Annotated in this window: 20 protein-coding genes; 13 read left to right on the top strand and 7 right to left on the bottom strand. The window is 30.6% G+C overall.

Annotated features, from left to right (window positions below; genetic code table 11):
- Positions 1 to 443 precede the first annotated feature (443 nt).
- A complete protein-coding gene (locus B8T70_RS20730; RefSeq protein ID WP_086896081.1) occupies positions 444 to 986 on the bottom strand; it encodes a cysteine hydrolase family protein in 543 nt (180 codons plus the stop codon).
- A gap of 407 nt (positions 987 to 1,393) precedes the next feature.
- Between B8T70_RS20730 and B8T70_RS20725 the strand changes: the two genes are divergently transcribed.
- From B8T70_RS20725 to B8T70_RS20675, 11 genes are all read left to right on the top strand, one after another.
- Complete coding sequence (locus B8T70_RS20725; RefSeq protein ID WP_086896080.1) at positions 1,394 to 2,914, top strand: catalase; 1,521 nt, start codon at positions 1,394 to 1,396, stop codon at positions 2,912 to 2,914.
- A 142-nt stretch (positions 2,915 to 3,056) separates the two neighbouring features.
- Positions 3,057 to 3,575, top strand: coding sequence for an ankyrin repeat domain-containing protein (locus B8T70_RS20720; protein WP_242667533.1), 519 nt, complete (start codon positions 3,057 to 3,059; stop codon positions 3,573 to 3,575).
- A gap of 5 nt (positions 3,576 to 3,580) precedes the next feature.
- Positions 3,581 to 4,435 carry a hypothetical protein gene (locus B8T70_RS20715; protein ID WP_086896078.1) on the top strand — a complete coding sequence of 285 codons (855 nt, stop codon included), beginning with the start codon at positions 3,581 to 3,583 and terminating at the stop codon, positions 4,433 to 4,435.
- Positions 4,436 to 4,674: 239 nt separating this feature from the next.
- Positions 4,675 to 4,980 (top strand): hypothetical protein, encoded by a 306-nt coding sequence (locus B8T70_RS20710; protein ID WP_086896077.1) that lies wholly within the window; start codon positions 4,675 to 4,677, stop codon positions 4,978 to 4,980.
- 46 nt (positions 4,981 to 5,026) lie between these two features.
- On the top strand, positions 5,027 to 5,278 hold the full coding sequence (locus B8T70_RS20705; protein ID WP_369827412.1) for a tyrosine-type recombinase/integrase: 252 nt from the start codon (positions 5,027 to 5,029) through the stop codon (positions 5,276 to 5,278).
- Positions 5,279 to 5,420: 142 nt separating this feature from the next.
- Positions 5,421 to 6,017: a hypothetical protein gene (locus B8T70_RS20700; protein WP_086896076.1), complete on the top strand. Its 597-nt coding sequence runs from the start codon at positions 5,421 to 5,423 to the stop codon at positions 6,015 to 6,017.
- Positions 6,004 to 7,068, top strand: a complete 1,065-nt coding sequence (locus B8T70_RS20695; RefSeq protein ID WP_086896075.1) for a DUF262 domain-containing protein — start codon at positions 6,004 to 6,006, stop codon at positions 7,066 to 7,068. Before B8T70_RS20700 ends, B8T70_RS20695 begins: the two co-directional genes overlap by 14 nt.
- A gap of 205 nt (positions 7,069 to 7,273) precedes the next feature.
- Positions 7,274 to 7,711 carry a hypothetical protein gene (locus B8T70_RS20690; RefSeq protein ID WP_086896074.1) on the top strand — a complete coding sequence of 146 codons (438 nt, stop codon included), beginning with the start codon at positions 7,274 to 7,276 and terminating at the stop codon, positions 7,709 to 7,711.
- A gap of 154 nt (positions 7,712 to 7,865) precedes the next feature.
- Entirely contained in the window at positions 7,866 to 8,720 is an 855-nt protein-coding gene (locus B8T70_RS20685; protein WP_086896073.1) for a hypothetical protein, read from the top strand.
- Positions 8,721 to 8,897: 177 nt separating this feature from the next.
- On the top strand, positions 8,898 to 9,341 hold the full coding sequence (locus B8T70_RS20680) for a 2-dehydro-3-deoxyphosphooctonate aldolase (RefSeq protein WP_242667531.1): 444 nt from the start codon (positions 8,898 to 8,900) through the stop codon (positions 9,339 to 9,341).
- A gap of 33 nt (positions 9,342 to 9,374) precedes the next feature.
- Positions 9,375 to 10,151, top strand: coding sequence for a hypothetical protein (locus B8T70_RS20675; RefSeq protein WP_086896072.1), 777 nt, complete (start codon positions 9,375 to 9,377; stop codon positions 10,149 to 10,151).
- A gap of 312 nt (positions 10,152 to 10,463) precedes the next feature.
- Here the strand turns inward: B8T70_RS20675 and B8T70_RS20670 are convergent, their stop codons facing one another.
- From B8T70_RS20670 to B8T70_RS20645, 6 genes are all read right to left on the bottom strand, one after another.
- Entirely contained in the window at positions 10,464 to 10,901 is a 438-nt protein-coding gene (locus tag B8T70_RS20670; protein WP_123912137.1) for a hypothetical protein, read from the bottom strand.
- A gap of 633 nt (positions 10,902 to 11,534) precedes the next feature.
- The gene (locus B8T70_RS20665; protein WP_086896082.1) at positions 11,535 to 12,365 is read right to left on the bottom strand and encodes a DUF6602 domain-containing protein; all 831 of its coding nucleotides are present in this window, start codon (positions 12,363 to 12,365) and stop codon (positions 11,535 to 11,537) included.
- Entirely contained in the window at positions 12,358 to 12,822 is a 465-nt protein-coding gene (locus B8T70_RS20660) for a Mov34/MPN/PAD-1 family protein (RefSeq protein WP_086896070.1), read from the bottom strand. The genes B8T70_RS20665 and B8T70_RS20660 overlap by 8 nt, the downstream gene beginning before the upstream one ends.
- Entirely contained in the window at positions 12,819 to 14,483 is a 1,665-nt protein-coding gene (locus tag B8T70_RS20655) for a ThiF family adenylyltransferase (protein ID WP_086896069.1), read from the bottom strand. Before B8T70_RS20655 ends, B8T70_RS20660 begins: the two co-directional genes overlap by 4 nt.
- Entirely contained in the window at positions 14,484 to 15,464 is a 981-nt protein-coding gene (locus B8T70_RS20650) for a nucleotidyltransferase (RefSeq protein WP_086896068.1), read from the bottom strand.
- A gap of 8 nt (positions 15,465 to 15,472) precedes the next feature.
- Positions 15,473 to 15,787 carry a DUF3892 domain-containing protein gene (locus B8T70_RS20645; RefSeq protein ID WP_086896067.1) on the bottom strand — a complete coding sequence of 105 codons (315 nt, stop codon included), beginning with the start codon at positions 15,785 to 15,787 and terminating at the stop codon, positions 15,473 to 15,475.
- A 107-nt stretch (positions 15,788 to 15,894) separates the two neighbouring features.
- Here B8T70_RS20645 and B8T70_RS20640 point away from each other — a divergent pair, with 107 nt between their 5' ends.
- Both B8T70_RS20640 and B8T70_RS20635 read left to right on the top strand, forming a co-directional pair.
- The gene (locus B8T70_RS20640; protein WP_086896066.1) at positions 15,895 to 16,497 is read left to right on the top strand and encodes a hypothetical protein; all 603 of its coding nucleotides are present in this window, start codon (positions 15,895 to 15,897) and stop codon (positions 16,495 to 16,497) included.
- Positions 16,487 to 16,743, top strand: a 257-nt coding sequence (locus B8T70_RS20635) for a hypothetical protein (RefSeq protein ID WP_133059418.1), incomplete at its 3' end; no start/stop codon positions are given. The genes B8T70_RS20640 and B8T70_RS20635, both read left to right, overlap by 11 nt.

Raw genomic sequence — 16,743 nt, 5'->3', positions numbered from 1 at the left:
AAATTTGACCGTTTTCATTTTTTTAATTAGTTAATGTATTGGAATCTGTTCCTTATTACTTTCTTTAAGAGGTGCTTAAATATTATAATTAACCCGTTGGGCGCAATTAATCTTAACACATAGAAACATAGGTATTGTACGCACAAAAAAGGCGTTTCACTTGTTTTAAATGCATCCCGTCCCGATGCTTCGGGATCGGGACTAGCTATGTGAAAAAATATATTTCTTTTTGGACTCTTTTTTACACATAAAATCTATGTTTCTATGTGTTAAATAAATTTTTCACGACCCGAGCGAAGCGAATAGACGCAGTAATTGCACTCAACGGGTTATAATTAAAGCAAATTTACAACTTCATTTACAAATTACTTCCAACGAAAAAAAATAAGCTGCAATAAATTACAGCTCATTTTATAAAAGTGATTCTTTATTTGCCCTTTATTTTACGACAGCAGATAATCTTCTGTAGTTATAATTTTTGCATAAAAGAATTCCAGTGCCGCCAAAAATGCATTATGAACATCTGCAGCCTTAACTTCCTGACCATTTATTTGAAGATTCAATGTAGCACAGGCATCTCCAATTACAGTACATTCAAATCCAAAATCAACGGCAGCTCTTGTTCCTGCGTCAATACACATATGAGTCATCATTCCTGCAATTACCAAATGTGTTATTTCTTTTGACTGAAGATATTCTAGTAAATCTGTTTCTCTAAAACTATTAGGAAACTGTTTTGTAATTACTTTTTCTCCTGCTAACGGTTTTACATTTTCATGAATATCCACTCCTTTTGTACCGGGAACAAAAATGGGAGCACCTTCTCCGGATATATGCTGAACATGAATAATAGTCCCATTTTCTTTTCTAAAATGTTCCAACAGTTTCTTGGCGTTTTCACTTGCGGCAATAGGATTTACAAGTTCTAATGCTCCGTTTTCAAAATATTCTTTCTGTATATCAATTAATAATAATGCCTTATTCATTTTATTTTTATTTTAAAATTTATATCTGACAAAATTAAAACTTAGACTAGCGATACCAGATACCAAAGCACTGCCAATACATACCATTTTGATAAGCAATGTTTTTTTTATCTATGTTAATGGAAAAATTAGTCACTCGGATCACGCTCTTTCGGTAAAGTTTGAGCAGTAGTTTAGGAAACGTTGTTTAACACATTATGTAAACATCTAAAAAAGTACTAAAAGTAGCGTAAATGAAGATAGAGCTCCTAAACTTTTTGTGACAAAAAAAGCAGCAATTTTACAGGTTATATCTTATAATCAATATGCATCCAAGGTGTTAGGTTTTGCCTATGTCAACATTGTTTTTATCAGTTTGAATTTATAAATGTGCTCATATACATTTGTCCTCTAAAACAAAATGCTATATGAAAAAAAGATCAATTCTGTATGCTTTGGTTATGTCATCAATATCAATAATGGCACAACAAAAGCAGATTACAACTAATACAGGTACTCCTGTTGGCGATAATCAAAATTCAAAAACAATCGGTCAGAACGGACAGGTTTTATTAGAGGATATTCATTTAATCGAAAAACTGGCTTCTTTTGATAGAGAACGCATACCAGAAAGAGTAGTTCATGCCAGAGGTACAGGAGCTTATGGCGAATTTATAGCTTCAGGAGATTTCTCAGGCTATACAAGAGCTTCATTATTTGAAAAAGGGAAGAAGACTCCTGTTTTTGTGCGTTTTTCTACTGTTGTACACGGTACAGGTTCGCCAGAGACTTTGAGAGATCCAAGAGGATTTGCTACTAAATTTTACACAGATCAAGGGAATTATGATTTGGTAGGTAATAATCTGCCTGTATTTTTTATTCGTGACGCGATTAAATTTCCTGACATGGTGCATGCTTTCAAGCCATCTCCTGTAACTAATAAGCAGGATGCAAGCAGAGTTTTTGATTTTTTTAGTAACATTCCTGAGGGAACACATATGCTTACACGTGTTTACTCTGATTACGGAATACCTGCTAATTACAGACAAATGGATGGTTCTGGAGTACATGCTTTTAAATGGGTTAATGATGGGGGCGAAGTCACCTACGTAAAATATACATGGAAATCTCTACAAGGCGTAAAAAATCTAACAGCTGCAGAAGCTACCGAAATGCAAGGAAAAGACTTTCAGCACGCTACAGTAGATTTATATGAAAACATAAAGATGGAGAAGTATCCGTCATGGGAACTTTATGTACAATTATTAAAACCTAGTGACTTTGATAAATCGGATATCAACCCGTTAGATCCTACTAAAGTATGGCCTGAAAGTATGATTCCCTTACAGTTGGTTGGGAAAATGACATTAAACAGAGTTCCGGATAATTTCTTTCAGGAAGTAGAACAGTCGGCATTCTCACCAGGAACATTAGTACCCGGAATAGAACCATCAGAAGATAAGTTATTACAAGGACGTTTGTTTTCTTATTTTGACACACAACGATACAGGATAGGAGCAAATTTTCAGCAATTACCTATAAATGCCTCTAAAGTAGCAGTAGTTTCTAATAATCAAGATGGTGCTTTTTCTACAAAGAAAGGAAATGGAGATATTAACTATGAGCCTAGTGCTTCTAAAAATGGTTTTATCGATAACGAAAATTATCAGTATTCAAAATCAAGCTTTGTGAATACAACTACTGTTCAACAAAAAATTAGTAAGCCGAACGATTTTAAACAAGCGGGTGAATTTTATCGTTCTCTAAATGAAAAAGAAAAGCAAAATCTTATAAGTAATCTATCGGGTGATTTAAAAGGTGTAGCCAATAAAGATGTGGTTAAGAAAATGGTTGGTTATTTTTATATGGCTGATGCTGATTATGGAAAACGTTTGGCAAAGGAACTTGGTTTATCTAGAGAGGATGTAGAAAAAATGTTTTTAAGATAAACAGTTCAGATATACATTTAGAAGTAATATCACTCTAAAAAAGGAGTTCAATTTTTAATTAAATGAACTCCTTTTTTTCTACTTCACTCATAACTAAATCAATAGTTTTTATGGCTATACTAATTTATAATACATCAAGAAAATGAAGACAAAACACAATATGCATATTTTGCTTTTAATGCTATTTACATCTTTTATAACTTTTGCTCAAGAAGATATTTTTACAGCTGCACGTACCAATAATGTCAAACTATTGAACAAGCTGTTAGTTGAAGATATTAATAGAGCGGATGAAAGAGGGAGTACTGCATTAATAATAGCATGCTATAACGACAATTTTGAAGCTGCCGAATTGTTGTTAAAAAAAGGGGCGAACCCTAACATTCAGGATAAAATGGGGAATACGGCACTTATGGGAGTGTGCTTTAAACGATTGGATAAAATGGTTCAACTATTATTGAATCATAATACAGCCATAAATCAAAGAAATTACAATGGAGCAACGGCACTAATTTTTGCAGCAACTTTTGGCGCTGATTCAATAATAAAAATTCTACTTGATAAAGGAGCGGATAAAACAATACAAGATAGGTTTAGTAAAACGGCTCTTGATTATGCAATTCTTCAGGAAAATGAAATTGCAGTGCAACTTTTAAAATAGATAAAATGTTTATTGCTTCTCTTCAAAATTTAAATAGTTTTGTATTATTTGGGATATTGGGGTATTCTTACAATCAATATGTATATGCTCAAACAGTAGCTAATGATTTAAAAGTAGAAAAAATAGAACTGGTAAAGAATTTAATAGAATCAAAAAAAGAACTTGAAACTGCTATTTCCGAAAATATTTATTATAAAGATGAATTGATTAACGAAAAGCAAAAAGTAGAAAATTTATTATATGAAATAAAGAATACTAATGTTGATGCTGTAGTTATAATAAAATATAAAAAAGAAGTACTTCGATTGAAAAGCATTGTTTCTCTTATGCAAAAAGAAAAAATAAAACTATCAAAAATTGCGAAATTGTATAAAATGCAAAGAGACAGTACAAAAATGATTTTAGGTAGTGTGAAGAAAAAAAATGACACTCTCATTGCTTGGAATAATTATTTGAAGGAAATACAAAAAAACAGCAACGAAATCGTATTGACTAACCTTGAGGTACAGTCTTTTAAAGAAGAGAGAGGAAAATTTACAGTTACTGATAAAGCAAAAAAAGTAAATATCTTAAAAATTTCTTTTACAATAGTGGGGTTTTTAAATTCGGGGCTTTCTTTGAAAAAAAAATATTATGTTCAGGTTATTGATAGTGAGAATAATATATTGGGTGAAAATAAGGAAATCAAATTTGGAAATTCTGTTTTGAATTACAGTTATATTTCTAATGTAAAATATCCAAATGATTCATTGAAATTTGAACATGAAATTAGAATGAAAGAGTTTAAAAAAGGAATTCATTTTGTTAATGTATTTGATAAAGGAAAACTAACAAATAAAGATAAGTTTGTGCTGAGATAGTCCCATGAACGTAACGAATATAAAAGTTTCAACGAAAGTTTAGAAACGAAAAAAGCTTCAGAGAAATCTGAAGCTTTTTGATTTTACGGGAACAGGACTCGAACCTGTGTTTGCTGCTTTAATTATTAGCATTTGTAAATAGACAGTCATAAATGGAGGAACGTATAAGTCTAGTCATATACGTTCCTATTTTATTGTAAAAACTTCCTGAACTATGCAAATAAAAATAATAAAATATCATGGAAATAGCTGAAACTGAAAAATTAGAGAATCTTAAAAAAATAATGAGTAACATGGAATTTTTCACAAAACTAAACCCCGATGCTAATAATAATTCGCTTAGTGTACCAATAAAATTGTCTTCTTATTATGAATTAAATCTAATGGTTTCTTCTTTGCTTAAAACAAGTATTAGTTTACTTAAAAATGATATTTCCTCTGGAATCGCAATTGATTTAATAATCTTACTTGAAATTGTTTTACAGCTTCTTCCTGAGGATGAAATGGAGTTGCTGGATAAGATACGTGAAATAGATAAAAGATAATGAGGGGAATGTCTCCTGACTTCGCAAACGCAATCTAAATCAGATATTGCTTTGTGAATTTAAATTGAGTTGTCTTGAAAAAAGTTTGCAAAGTGTATTAAAACAGGTACTAAAAAAAGTTAGCATAACAAAACCTATAAGTTTGCATTGGTTGCGCCATAGCTTTGCTACCCATTTACTTGAAAGCGGAACTGATTTAAGTGTATTTAAGGATTATTTGGTCATCAAAGCAGCAAAACCACCGAAATTTACCCCCATGTTAGTGCAAAAATATTCAACAAATAAAAAGCCCATTTGATGATTTATGAAATAAAAATCCTATTTTTGAGAACAAATAATTACTGACATTTGTCAGACATGTCGACCCAATTTAGGGAAGATGAGTCGGGTGTCGTTAGACATATATACAAGTTAGGCACAATGTTATCAAGGATATAAATATGACAGTAGAAGAAATAACAACATTTATAAAAGGTAATACCGAGAAAGAAATTTACGATAAATATCTTCTAGGTCAAGACGTATGGTATTTTCAAAATAATATTGTTGATGAAGATCCACTACTCTATTATGATAAATTTAAAAAATTTATTTCCTCTAAATTAAATATTCATTTTCATAACATTTCGATTATTGGAAGTGCGAAAACAAAATTTAGTTTTTCTCCGCTTAAAGAGTTTAAAGAATTTAATGAAAACTCAGATTTTGATATTGTGTTGGTCTCAAATGAGCTTTATATCTATTTTTGGTCTGCATTTTATGAAATTTCACAAAATCAAAAAATAAATAATTATTCAAATATGACATCTAATATCTTTAGAAAATTTATTAGTGTAAAAGATGATGACCCACATTTTGAAAATGAAGATTTAAAAAGTTGGCAAAGAAAATTATCTGAATTTAAAACTCAGTTACAATTGGAATATAAAATTTACTGTGATATAAATTATAGGATTTACGCTAATTGGGAGTCAGTAGAATCATATCATATAAATGGAATAAAAAAATTAAAACAAAATCTAAATGAAGCTAATTGAGCAAATTGACATACAACCACAAAGCACAAAATGGTTATTTGACCTTCATACTAAAGGTTTGATTTCTGTAGACAATACATTTCAAAGAAACTATGTCTGGCTTGAAAAAAACCAAATAAAATTAATAGAAACTATTTTAATTGGCTCACCTATTCCTGAAATTTATTTATGGAATACCGGTACAAATTCAGAAACTGGTGATACAAAATATTCAATTGTAGATGGACAGCAAAGAACAGGTGCTGTTTTTCAATTTATTCAAAATAGTTATAAACTGAAAGAAGGTTCCTTAGATTCAGAAATAGGTATATTTTCTGAAATTAGAAATTGTTTCTTTTCAGACCTTAATGACAAACATAAACAGGCAATATGGTCATATATATTCTCTATTAGAATTGTTAGAACTCAGGTGGAAAGAGAAAAAATCGTTCAAATGTTTTTACGTTTAAATAGTGGAAATATGACTTTGAATCCACAAGAGTTAAGAAATGCTGAGTTTGAAGGAGAATTTATGTTACTCGCCTCTGAACTATCAGAACTTCCATTTTGGGAAGACAATAATTTATTTGGACTAGCAGATAGAAGAAGAATGAGAGATATTACTTTTGTAAGCAATCTTCTAACATTTATGAAACTTGGAATAGACGAGGAAATTACTTCAAAAAACATCAATAGAGTTTACGAATTATTTAATGAAGAATATCCAAATAAAGATAAAGATAAAGAAGTGTTTATAAAAATCACTAATGAGATAAATAAAATAATAGATGGTAATGATTTTAGAAAATCTTTTTTAAATGGTAAAGTACATCTTTATTCATTATTTACATTTATTTACGGTGTAATTATTTCAGGCAAGGTTATAACCGATATTCAAATTGAAAAATACAGAAGTTTTATTGATAACTATGATTCAGAATTATTTTTAAGTGAGCATTTTGAAAAACATATTCCGATTATAAACGATTATAAATCAAGATCTAAAGAAGGAACTAATCAAAAATCAAACAGAATCTTACGTTTTGAAGCACTAACACGTATATTAAACTAAAAAGCATTGTATCTAACAGCTGCTACAACGGATTTGCGCAATAGGCTTAATGGAAAAATTGTTTTGTATTTGGGATGATTTGCTTCGCCTGTTCGCTATCGCTCGGGTGGCAAATCCGAAGAATGGGCATAATTTAGTCCCAAACCCGCTGTAGTACAGGAACGTTGTGCACAATATTAGACAACCTTTCGTTTAAATAGAAACAATGAGAATAAAAACCTTTCTACTCTTAGCTTTTTTCTTTAATTCATGTGCGCAGAATTCTAACAAGTCTGATTTTAAAAAATCTGATGTTCCAAAAGAGTATCAAGACTTACTGATTAATATTGAAACTCTTAAAACAGGTATGATTAACTACATGAATGCAGCCAATCCAGACTATACCGAGAAAGATGTAAATCAATGTGTAATAATTTTGCAAAGCTATATTTTAGGAATCGCAAAGAGTAACTCAAAAAAAGATGGAATTGAAATAATCAAGTCAAAAATCCAAGAGTTAAACGAACTCAATAAAAAATGTGGATATCAACTTATTGAGACTGGTGAAAGAGAACAAATTGCAGAAATCATTATTTCAGCAGGTAAAAAAAAAGGCTATAACCCAAAAGGCGAAGATATAACCGAAGAGTGGCGGGAATGGTAATACTGCCCATGACAGCCACTACAACGGATTTGGGGAATTGGCTTAATGGAAAGATGGTTTTGTATTTGGAATGATTTGGCAAATCCGAAGAATGGGCTTAATTTAATCCCAAACCCGCTGTAGTACCAGAACGTTACCTGCAAGCTTAAACAAAATGACGGAAAAACTAATTTCAAATTTTAAAAGTTCAAATCAGAATATTCTGAAGATATATTCTTTTGTAAAAAATAACATAGAATCTAAAACTTGGGAATCAAAAGAGAACTTAGAATTGCATAGAATTTTGATTGAACTTTCTGAGAATGATTGGAATTCTCTTATTGATGATTTTTCTAATTGGAGTGAATTGGAACAAAATATTGTATCTGATTGTGTTGCCTACGGAATTGATGGAAAATTTGAAGTCAAGTACGATAATGAAAAAAGACTATTAGCCCAAGAATTATATTCAAAAATGCAGAACGGATTTTGTCACCCAGAAATAAAAAAATGGAAGAAGAATTTTAAAGTGCACTCAAAAACTAAAAGTCAAAACTGTAGAGTTTTAGGAGTTTATGACTATTTATTAAAAAATGAATATGTAGATAGTGATTATTGGTCTTGGGGTGGTGGAAGTCACGAAATACAAAATAAACTTAATAGTTTTTCTGAAAAAGATTGGGAAGATTTAAAAGAAGATATTATAAATTGGAATGAAGACGACCGAGATATACTAATTAAGTCTGTCGCATTTGGATTTGACAAAATGTTGACACCTTATATTAAAAATGAGATTGTTTCAAGAGCTGGTAAGTTTCTTTTAGACTTATTTATGTTAAATATTGGGGATAGAAATGAAATAGCATATTGTTCTTTTTTTATAGCTCAATCCGACTTAAATAACTTACGAGATTTGGAAACGTTAAAAGACTGGTTGATAGCTAATGGTTATGATAGCGAAATATGGATGAAATCAGAAATAAACGCTCTAAAAAGTATTGAAGAAGCAATAACAAAAGCCAGCAGGTAACAGCTACTACAACGGATTTGGGCAATAGCCTTGGTGGAAAAATTGTTTTGTATATGGGATGATTTGCTTGGTCTGTTCGCTATCGGTCGGGTGGCAAATTCGAATAATGGCTTAATTTAGTCCCAAACCTGCTGTAGTACCAGAATGTTAGCCAACATTGTAAAAAAAAGATTCTCTATGAAAACATTTTTTTCCTTAATTTTATTATTATTTCTTTCGTGTAATAGTAAACAAAAGCAATTAGAAAAAGCGCTTTTAAAAAAAGAGGGACAGGTTGAGCTGGATTACTTTCACTTGCTTGATCAAAGTTCTGATAAGAGTTATGGTTTTACTGAATCAAATCCAATTAAGGTAGGAGGTCGTTCCGAAAGTATGGGGCCAAAAAATGAACGAAGATTTTTAAGTGCATTGAAAGGTCCGAATGGAGAAACAGTTAGATTTTATAGAGAAGGAAGTTGTTGTCTTTTTGAAACTCCTAATGTAGAAAAAGGAATGAAAGGTTCACTTGATACTTATAAAGTATATTGGGAAGATATGACGGATGATACTCTACGAATTTACATAAATATGTACGATAAAGACAGTTTAATGATTCCTGTAGGTTTGACTTCAAAAAATTAACCAAAAGGTTACCTGCTATTTTAAACAAACACTATGCAAATACAACCATTAACATCGAATCAGTCAAGTGAGGAAAATTTATTTGACAGTTTTGTAATCGAAAATCTAAAATCTTTCGATGAGCTAATTGAAATTTATCAGACTTATAAACAAAATAATTCTGATAAGACAATAATTTTGACACTTGATGATTTAGGGCAAGCTGAATATACAAGTGGACATTCGATAAATTCAAATGATCTTGACGAAACAGAAGGATATGACTTATCAGGGCTTGATAAATCGTGTTTTGAAGATGGTGAACATTTGGGCTATCTTTCAACACCATCTGAGTTTTTCATTAGAAAGGAGAACTTATTGAAACAAGCAAAAGACATTGACTTCACATCTGTTTGTGAAAGAAAATTAACAATTGACGAAGCCGAAATTTTAATTTTAGAGAAAGTTAATCGAACGCCACTTGATTACTTAGACGAACAGGTAATTCTTAAAATTGTTCCTGTAGAAAAACCATATGAAGGAATTTGCGGTTTCCCGAATGGTTACTTTGAAAGCGACCTAAATCCTTTTGAAAATTACGCTTTAGCAAAACACTTATTTGAAAAATACAATTTTGAACTTTTTGGAATAGGTGCTTCACTTTTAGGCTTCTATAGAAATGAGAAATTGGAAGAAAATAAAACAAAAGAATTAATTTCAGATTTATCAAAATTATATAATACTAACGAAACAGCATTCGACAAATTCTTTGAAATAATTAAAAGTAATAATTATCTGTTTTTAAAATACTGTGAATACTTGGAAGAATAAAAAAAGCGATCTTCGAAGTGTTCTTATGAAAAGCTGTGCGAATGTCCCCTGACTTCGCACTCGAAATCTAAATCGAGAAGAAAAGTACGTGATTTTTAGTAGTCTAGCTTATGAAAAGTTGTGCAAATGTCAATTGTCTCTACCTATTTACGCTTGGTATAACCTTCGGGAATTTTTTAAAGAAAAATCTCTTACTGCGCTATTAGTCTTTTTATTTTGACCATTTACTATTGAAAAAACACTTAATAATATAAAAATTATTGTTTTCATGAGGTACATTTATTTTTGGGAAGGAATGTTTATTATGTATCTTTAATCAACACAATCATAAAACCCGCTTTTAATCTTTTCCAACAATTTTTTCACTAATTTACGATAGAACCTATTACTTTGTCTAGCGGCTTTTTTACTTTGAAAAGAAATTGAGTAAGTGCCGGTCACTGTACCGAGATTAATTTCATAGCAGTTTTTATCTGTAATTAAAATCTTTCGGGTTTTAATAAAGTCTCCTTGAATAATTAATACGTCAGCTTCTTTTGCTTCAATTTCAAATTTGCCATCATCGTCTGTTTTTGTCTTTCTATCCGTTCCTATTATTTCAATAGGAACTTCAACAGCTGGTAAAGGAATGCTTGCATATTCGGAGTTATCAAAAACAAACCCTCTGATTAATTTATTTTTTGGTGCTGCTTCTTGTCCAAAAGACAGAAGCGTCAAATGGCAAAGCAAAAGGCAAATAACTTTTTTCATATGTTTTTTTGTAATTAATGCTGTTAAATCTAAGTTTTTTTGTTTTAAAAAGATTGGAAATTTTATCTAAGATGAAACACTAAAGAAATTGATAGCCAAACTAAAAATAAAAAATACAATTGAAACCTCAGATTTTCTTTGATAATATTATAGATGTTATAAAATTGAAAAAGGTCGGGAAGGAATAAAAAAATAAAAAAAGCTCCAGATTTCTCTGAAGCTTTTGTCTTAGTAGTCTCAACAGGACTCGAACCTTTGTCCGCGGCGGCGGATATGAGCCTGATGGCTTAGATTTTGTAATAAAAAAAAGCTCCAGATTTCTCTGAAGCTTTGTCTTAGTAGCCACGCCCGAACTAATGTCGAACTTTTTTGTAGAGGATTTAGAAAAGTTCTTAAACATTCCTATCAATAGAAATGTATCGTAGAGTTATCATCATATGGCAAATTTAATGCAGTTAGACATATTTGTATAAGGAATTTTTGTTATTCAATTTCAGTTGTTGGAGGAAACTTTTGATTTGTTGTTTCTTCAGTCTTTCTTCTAATTTCCTGAAAACGATCTGACTCCATATTTCTGATCCTGCAGGTTAAGACTCTGGTTTGAGCATTTTTTTGCTTTATCTATAATTTGTATTAAATTTTCTGATCAATTTCAAATCCAATAGTTTTAGCATAAGCATTTAAATCAATTGCTGCAACTGTTCCGATAGATTGTTGCAAGTATCTTGTGAGTTGAAGAAAAAATGTAACTAATGAGTTTTCTTTGTCACTAAAAGTAATGCTTTCAAATTTCCTGCTTAAATAATAATCATTAATCCTTTTGTCAAAATCTTTACTACTTATGTCTTCTACACCATCATAATTAACGTAAAAACTACCATAATCTACTGCACAACCCATTTCTATTGTCTGTAAATTTTTTAGATTTTTCAGATGGCCTTCAATTGTATTGTTATTTGAATGAGTAAATGAATTTGTACTTGTTAATATTCCTCCTACTATTTTCGTTAATGGGCGGGCTGGTACTTCAACTCCAGCATTAATAATTTTGACAGAAGTCCTTTTTAAACTTCTAACACTTTCAATTTTTTTACCCGCATATTCGAAAAAATTATCTTCTCCGACTTTACCTTGTAAGTCAGGCTTTACTTCAAACACAGCGTATACACCCTCCGCAGGAATGTAATGAATCCCATTCTGGGTAAAAACAAAAGGTGTATATTGTTGATCATAAATCACTAAGTCTAATTGATGACTTAAACTTCCAGTGTTATCAACCACTATTGCTTTGTCAACACAATATCTATTAGGTAAATATTTTCTCAGCCATTCTATCCAAACATTTTCTAAAGAATCTCCTTTTGAGCCCGGATGTAAAATAAATTCTCTGTTTGTGTTTAATTGAGCAACCATTTGGTTCTGCAATCCACTAAATAAATCTCCTAATTTAATTTTATTACTCATATCTATATATTTTATTTTTAAATTGAACATAGAAACCAAGTTCAATCTTGGTCTTGTCGTAACCTATGATCAGTATTAAGGGGTTTTTAATTGATACTTCAGGATGATTTGCAATTGAATTAATGGCATTGATATCAGTACTACTTGGTATTGGTAAATTGTTTGGATGGGTATGCCACTCTCCAAGGTAATATTTCTTAGGTTCCTCATCGTAAAATTGCTTTAATTTATCATCTATTCCTATTGTATCTCTCTCGAACAAGTAAGGTGTCCCTTTATATTTATTTGGGAGAATTGTATCTGTTATTTTTAAATGGGTTTGCGTCTGTGAATAATTACCAATTAAGAAGCCTCCAAACTCATTCGGGTAATGTTGAACTCCAATATCAATAATAGTAGATAATAAATTATCATCTATCTCCATTGTTAAACCTAATTCAGTTATTTTATATGTCAAAACTCATCTAATTTTATTGAAAATATATTATTCTCATTCGTACTTAAAACAAAGTTTCTCAAACTTTTACTATCATCACTCAATTTCATGTTAATATGCTTAATGGCAAATTGAACCAATGTACTGATATCATTATATGAAGCCTTGAATGTTGGACTCCAACATCCAGTTGGATTATGTAAATCTTCCATCTCATTTTCCAAAACATTTTCATATTGATTCATTACCCAATTATAACTATTTGATTCAACTGAACAAACAAGGTCTTTGGCATTATTAGTTATTGATAGTGTTATGTACTTGTTCAGTTTAAGATTACTCAAAATATACAACAAATCGTTATCTGTTGAACAATCTATAATCATATCATAATGAAGTAGTTTTTCTTGCAATTTAGTATTAGTACTGTTCAATCCTTGTGCTATTTTTGCGTCAATATGAAACATAACTGGATTAATTATTCCAACTTCAACAAAAGGAGATATTGAGAATAATTCATTGGATAAATCATCTACTTTATTACAAATCCCTGTTAAAAAAGAATATTCAGACCGACATACATTTTCTGGTTCTTTAATATCATAGTCAACTACATCAATACTGGTACAGCCGCATCTTGTCAACGTTGTCGCAACCATACTACCTATTGCGCCTATCCCAATGATAAGTATTTTGCTTTTAGTAATATTTTCGGTTAATCTACCTCTGCCAAAGAAATAATCATAAGAACAATTTTTAGTGATACCCCATATAATATCTTCATGAATAAATCCACCTTTCCATACTTTGTCTTCTTTATAAGACTCAATTGGAAATTTCCCAATTTCTAAAATAGCTACTTGCCAGTGTATCTCTTTTTCAGATATTCTATAACCGATTAAAAAAGGAATAGGTTGTCCCTTCAGTTTTGAGTTGTTTTTCTGGACATTATAAAGAAAACTGTGAAGATTTTGATCAACCAAGCCTTCTAAATCTTCCCAATTATTTATTGAAAACTTCCCCATTATTGATGGAGGTTTCTCTAAATATAAATATATTCCAACATTTTTATTAGATAATTGCTTTATTGCACTACTCCATTTACATTCTGCAATTTTTTTACTTAAAGAATCTCTAAATTCAAGGATAACGTTATTTAGAATAATCTTTTTATGAAATAGTCCATTATTTATTTTTGCATATTCGAAAAAACCAAATTGCTTCTTACTAAAGATATCGTCTACTTCTGTAAACAGAAAAGAAAAATGATTGTCTTTAAATTCTTTAGGCTGTAAAATTAAATGCTCATAATGTAAATCATTATCTTTATTTAAATAATATTTCCAAATCCATCTTTTTAATGAACTAATATCGATTTCAATTTTCTTCTTTAAATCGGTCTGATGCGACGTATGTATGCAAATGGAACCATCTCCCATTACATGTCCATACTCTAAATAAGAACTATTGGAAAAAGTAATAGATTCGTTATCCATTCTTTTTGACGGATATTCGGGATGAATCTTAACATCGAAAAATAAATAATCGTCTGTTGATTCGACTGGAACTTTAATTTTTCCAACTATGTTAAATTCTAAATCCGAACTAAATGGTATCTCAATTGAAATACCATTTAGTTCGGAAAAAATTTGCTGGATTGTATTTAGTCTTTTGTCCATCATTTAACCGAATCTTTCATTTTTTGGTGGATTAGAATAGAATCCGTTTCCTTTATTTTCGTATTTGTTGTCACTTTCTTCTTCCTCAAGAAATTTTGAATTTTCAGGGAAATACGTTTTGATATTTTCATCGTTATCCTCAATTCTTTCAAGCATATTCTTCATATCATCAGATAGGGTTTGTCTCTCTAATGTCGTTAAAGTATCGATTAAATCATTAGAACCATTTCCTGGATCTTTCAATGTAAAACTTTCGCCGGTAACTTCGTCACGGATATATTGCAATACGGTTTCTAGCTTACTCCATAAATTCCCCGATACATCTTTATTGTCAAAAGCTTTAATTGTAATCAATTCTAAAAAGAAGGATTTCGCAGGGTTATTATACTTGGTATTCTTCCAGACTTTAAGCAGACGGATGATCTTTCTAATGGAATCTTTTTCTTTTGTTGCTCTATCTTTAATATTTTTGATTTGGGCCTGTACATTAGTTTTAATTCTTTCACTGCCTTGGTCAAAGTTTCCATATTTGTAGTAAACGTAGAGGTTAAGGCTTTCATCATCTTTGTATTGATCTTGATTTAATTCACGCCCTGGTACAACATCAATTTTTACAACATCCCTGTCTTCATCTGCAAAAAACTCAATCCCAATAGAAACTTTTTGCTTTCTGACATTTGCCTCATCTTTGTATTTCTCATATAAAAAATCAAAAACATCTTCGTACATCTGCTTTAATGTGCCATTAGAACCAAACGCATTTCTTTTAAAAGGGCATACCATATCAAAATCAAATTTGGTATTCATAGCAGTATTTTTTGCATAGGAACCAGAATTAAAAGGAGAGTAAATATTGCTTTCATACTTCTGCTGTAAAGCCTCTTTAACTTCCTTGTTTTTGTCTTTGTGCTTATTTAAAAGCCCCTCCTCTTTTGTAATTTGATGCGTTTTAATTACCGAATCTAAATGTAAACTCTTATCCATATTTATAATTATTTAATTGTTTTCATTGATATTAAATTGTCTAGATTATCTTTTGTAGTAGCATTTGCATCACTTCTTAAATATTCTTTTCCAGCACTCTGAACATATGTTACCTTAGATTTAATACTCCATCCAGGATAACCCCATATTACCGTCTTAATAACATTTCCTTTTTTTAATAATCCTATCGTATCTGCTTCTGAGGTTTTAACCCCTGCGTTGAAAGAATCTCCATCATTTACCGGATGCAACATTACATGTGTAATATTATCATTTGAATCCTTCCACACGCCAGATATTAAATAATTTGCTGATTTGCTCATATTTTTTGTTTAAGTTAAACCTCTCATATACATTGTAATGCTATATAAATTTCATAAATTGCCATCGCTATGGAAAATTTTTAAAAAATTTAAGCATTACTATATAAATGAAGTCAAATAATAGAGAGGTTGCAACTTTTGATGAGAAATGCAGAGCGCTTCAGGAGGTTTACACTTCGGAGTTTTATGCTATTCTTTTCAAACACGCTATCATAAGGCTTAAGACTGTTTTTGGAATCAAATACAATTATCAAAAGGGGTTTAGGGGTATTATGATTGAAGACATGATTAATGATACGATCGAAGCCTTTTTAAGAGAAGGGGGTCGGAACTGGTATCTTGATAAGTTTCCTGATTTCCGAAAGCAAATAATAAGTGCGTTAGATAGTGTTATTTCAAACACATTAAATGCTGAACTTGATAAAGCAAATGAAACATTTGAAATTATGGATAATGATGTCGAAATGTCTTTTGACGATTCCGATTACCAATCATTATTATCTATATGCCATGATGAATTAACAGCTATGGGAGCCACAGATGATGAGTTATTATTGTTCGAACCATATATAATTAATGGTATGAAACGAAACGACTTGTCAGAGTTACTAGGCATCGGGATCGATGAACTGACAAATATTAAAAAGCGATTAGATCGCAAGTTACCATTTATAAAAGAAAAATTGAAAGTTTTGAATTATGAAAAATAACTTCATCAAAAAGATAGACGAGGCAATTATCTCCAAAATTATTGACGGAGATTCCAGTACCTATGATGAAATTCTTAAAGAGGAAGGCTTTGATATTAATGATATTGAAAATTATGCTCTTAAGAATTTTCGTAAACATTCATTTCTCTTAAAAGGTTATATCAATAAACAGAGAGATACCGATTTATTAGAAAAAGCTTCTGCATTACTACAAAATGCAATCGAGAAAAATATTGACAAACCAAT

It is taken from the genome of Flavobacterium sp. AJR, assembly GCF_002156885.1.
Lineage (GTDB): Bacteria > Bacteroidota > Bacteroidia > Flavobacteriales > Flavobacteriaceae > Flavobacterium.
This window is presented reverse-complemented; position numbering and strand designations above follow the sequence as displayed.

What these genes read in the sequence shown, in the direction of transcription:
- B8T70_RS20715 (WP_086896078.1), top strand. Translation starts at nt 3,581, where the DNA reads ATGTTTATTGCTTCTCTTCAAAATTTAAATAGTTTTGTATTATTTGGG.
- B8T70_RS20655 (WP_086896069.1), bottom strand. Translation starts at nt 14,483, where the DNA reads ATGATGGACAAAAGACTAAATACAATCCAGCAAATTTTTTCCGAACTA.
- B8T70_RS20710 (WP_086896077.1), top strand. Translation starts at nt 4,675, where the DNA reads ATGGAAATAGCTGAAACTGAAAAATTAGAGAATCTTAAAAAAATAATG.
- B8T70_RS20670 (WP_123912137.1), bottom strand. Translation starts at nt 10,901, where the DNA reads ATGAAAAAAGTTATTTGCCTTTTGCTTTGCCATTTGACGCTTCTGTCT.
- B8T70_RS20665 (WP_086896082.1), bottom strand. Translation starts at nt 12,365, where the DNA reads ATGAGTAATAAAATTAAATTAGGAGATTTATTTAGTGGATTGCAGAAC.
- B8T70_RS20680 (WP_242667531.1), top strand. Translation starts at nt 8,898, where the DNA reads ATGAAAACATTTTTTTCCTTAATTTTATTATTATTTCTTTCGTGTAAT.
- B8T70_RS20640 (WP_086896066.1), top strand. Translation starts at nt 15,895, where the DNA reads ATGAAGTCAAATAATAGAGAGGTTGCAACTTTTGATGAGAAATGCAGA.
- B8T70_RS20685 (WP_086896073.1), top strand. Translation starts at nt 7,866, where the DNA reads ATGACGGAAAAACTAATTTCAAATTTTAAAAGTTCAAATCAGAATATT.
- B8T70_RS20700 (WP_086896076.1), top strand. Translation starts at nt 5,421, where the DNA reads ATGACAGTAGAAGAAATAACAACATTTATAAAAGGTAATACCGAGAAA.
- B8T70_RS20720 (WP_242667533.1), top strand. Translation starts at nt 3,057, where the DNA reads ATGAAGACAAAACACAATATGCATATTTTGCTTTTAATGCTATTTACA.
- B8T70_RS20675 (WP_086896072.1), top strand. Translation starts at nt 9,375, where the DNA reads ATGCAAATACAACCATTAACATCGAATCAGTCAAGTGAGGAAAATTTA.
- B8T70_RS20725 (WP_086896080.1), top strand. Translation starts at nt 1,394, where the DNA reads ATGAAAAAAAGATCAATTCTGTATGCTTTGGTTATGTCATCAATATCA.
- B8T70_RS20690 (WP_086896074.1), top strand. Translation starts at nt 7,274, where the DNA reads ATGAGAATAAAAACCTTTCTACTCTTAGCTTTTTTCTTTAATTCATGT.
- B8T70_RS20650 (WP_086896068.1), bottom strand. Translation starts at nt 15,464, where the DNA reads ATGGATAAGAGTTTACATTTAGATTCGGTAATTAAAACGCATCAAATT.
- B8T70_RS20645 (WP_086896067.1), bottom strand. Translation starts at nt 15,787, where the DNA reads ATGAGCAAATCAGCAAATTATTTAATATCTGGCGTGTGGAAGGATTCA.
- B8T70_RS20730 (WP_086896081.1), bottom strand. Translation starts at nt 986, where the DNA reads ATGAATAAGGCATTATTATTAATTGATATACAGAAAGAATATTTTGAA.
- B8T70_RS20695 (WP_086896075.1), top strand. Translation starts at nt 6,004, where the DNA reads ATGAAGCTAATTGAGCAAATTGACATACAACCACAAAGCACAAAATGG.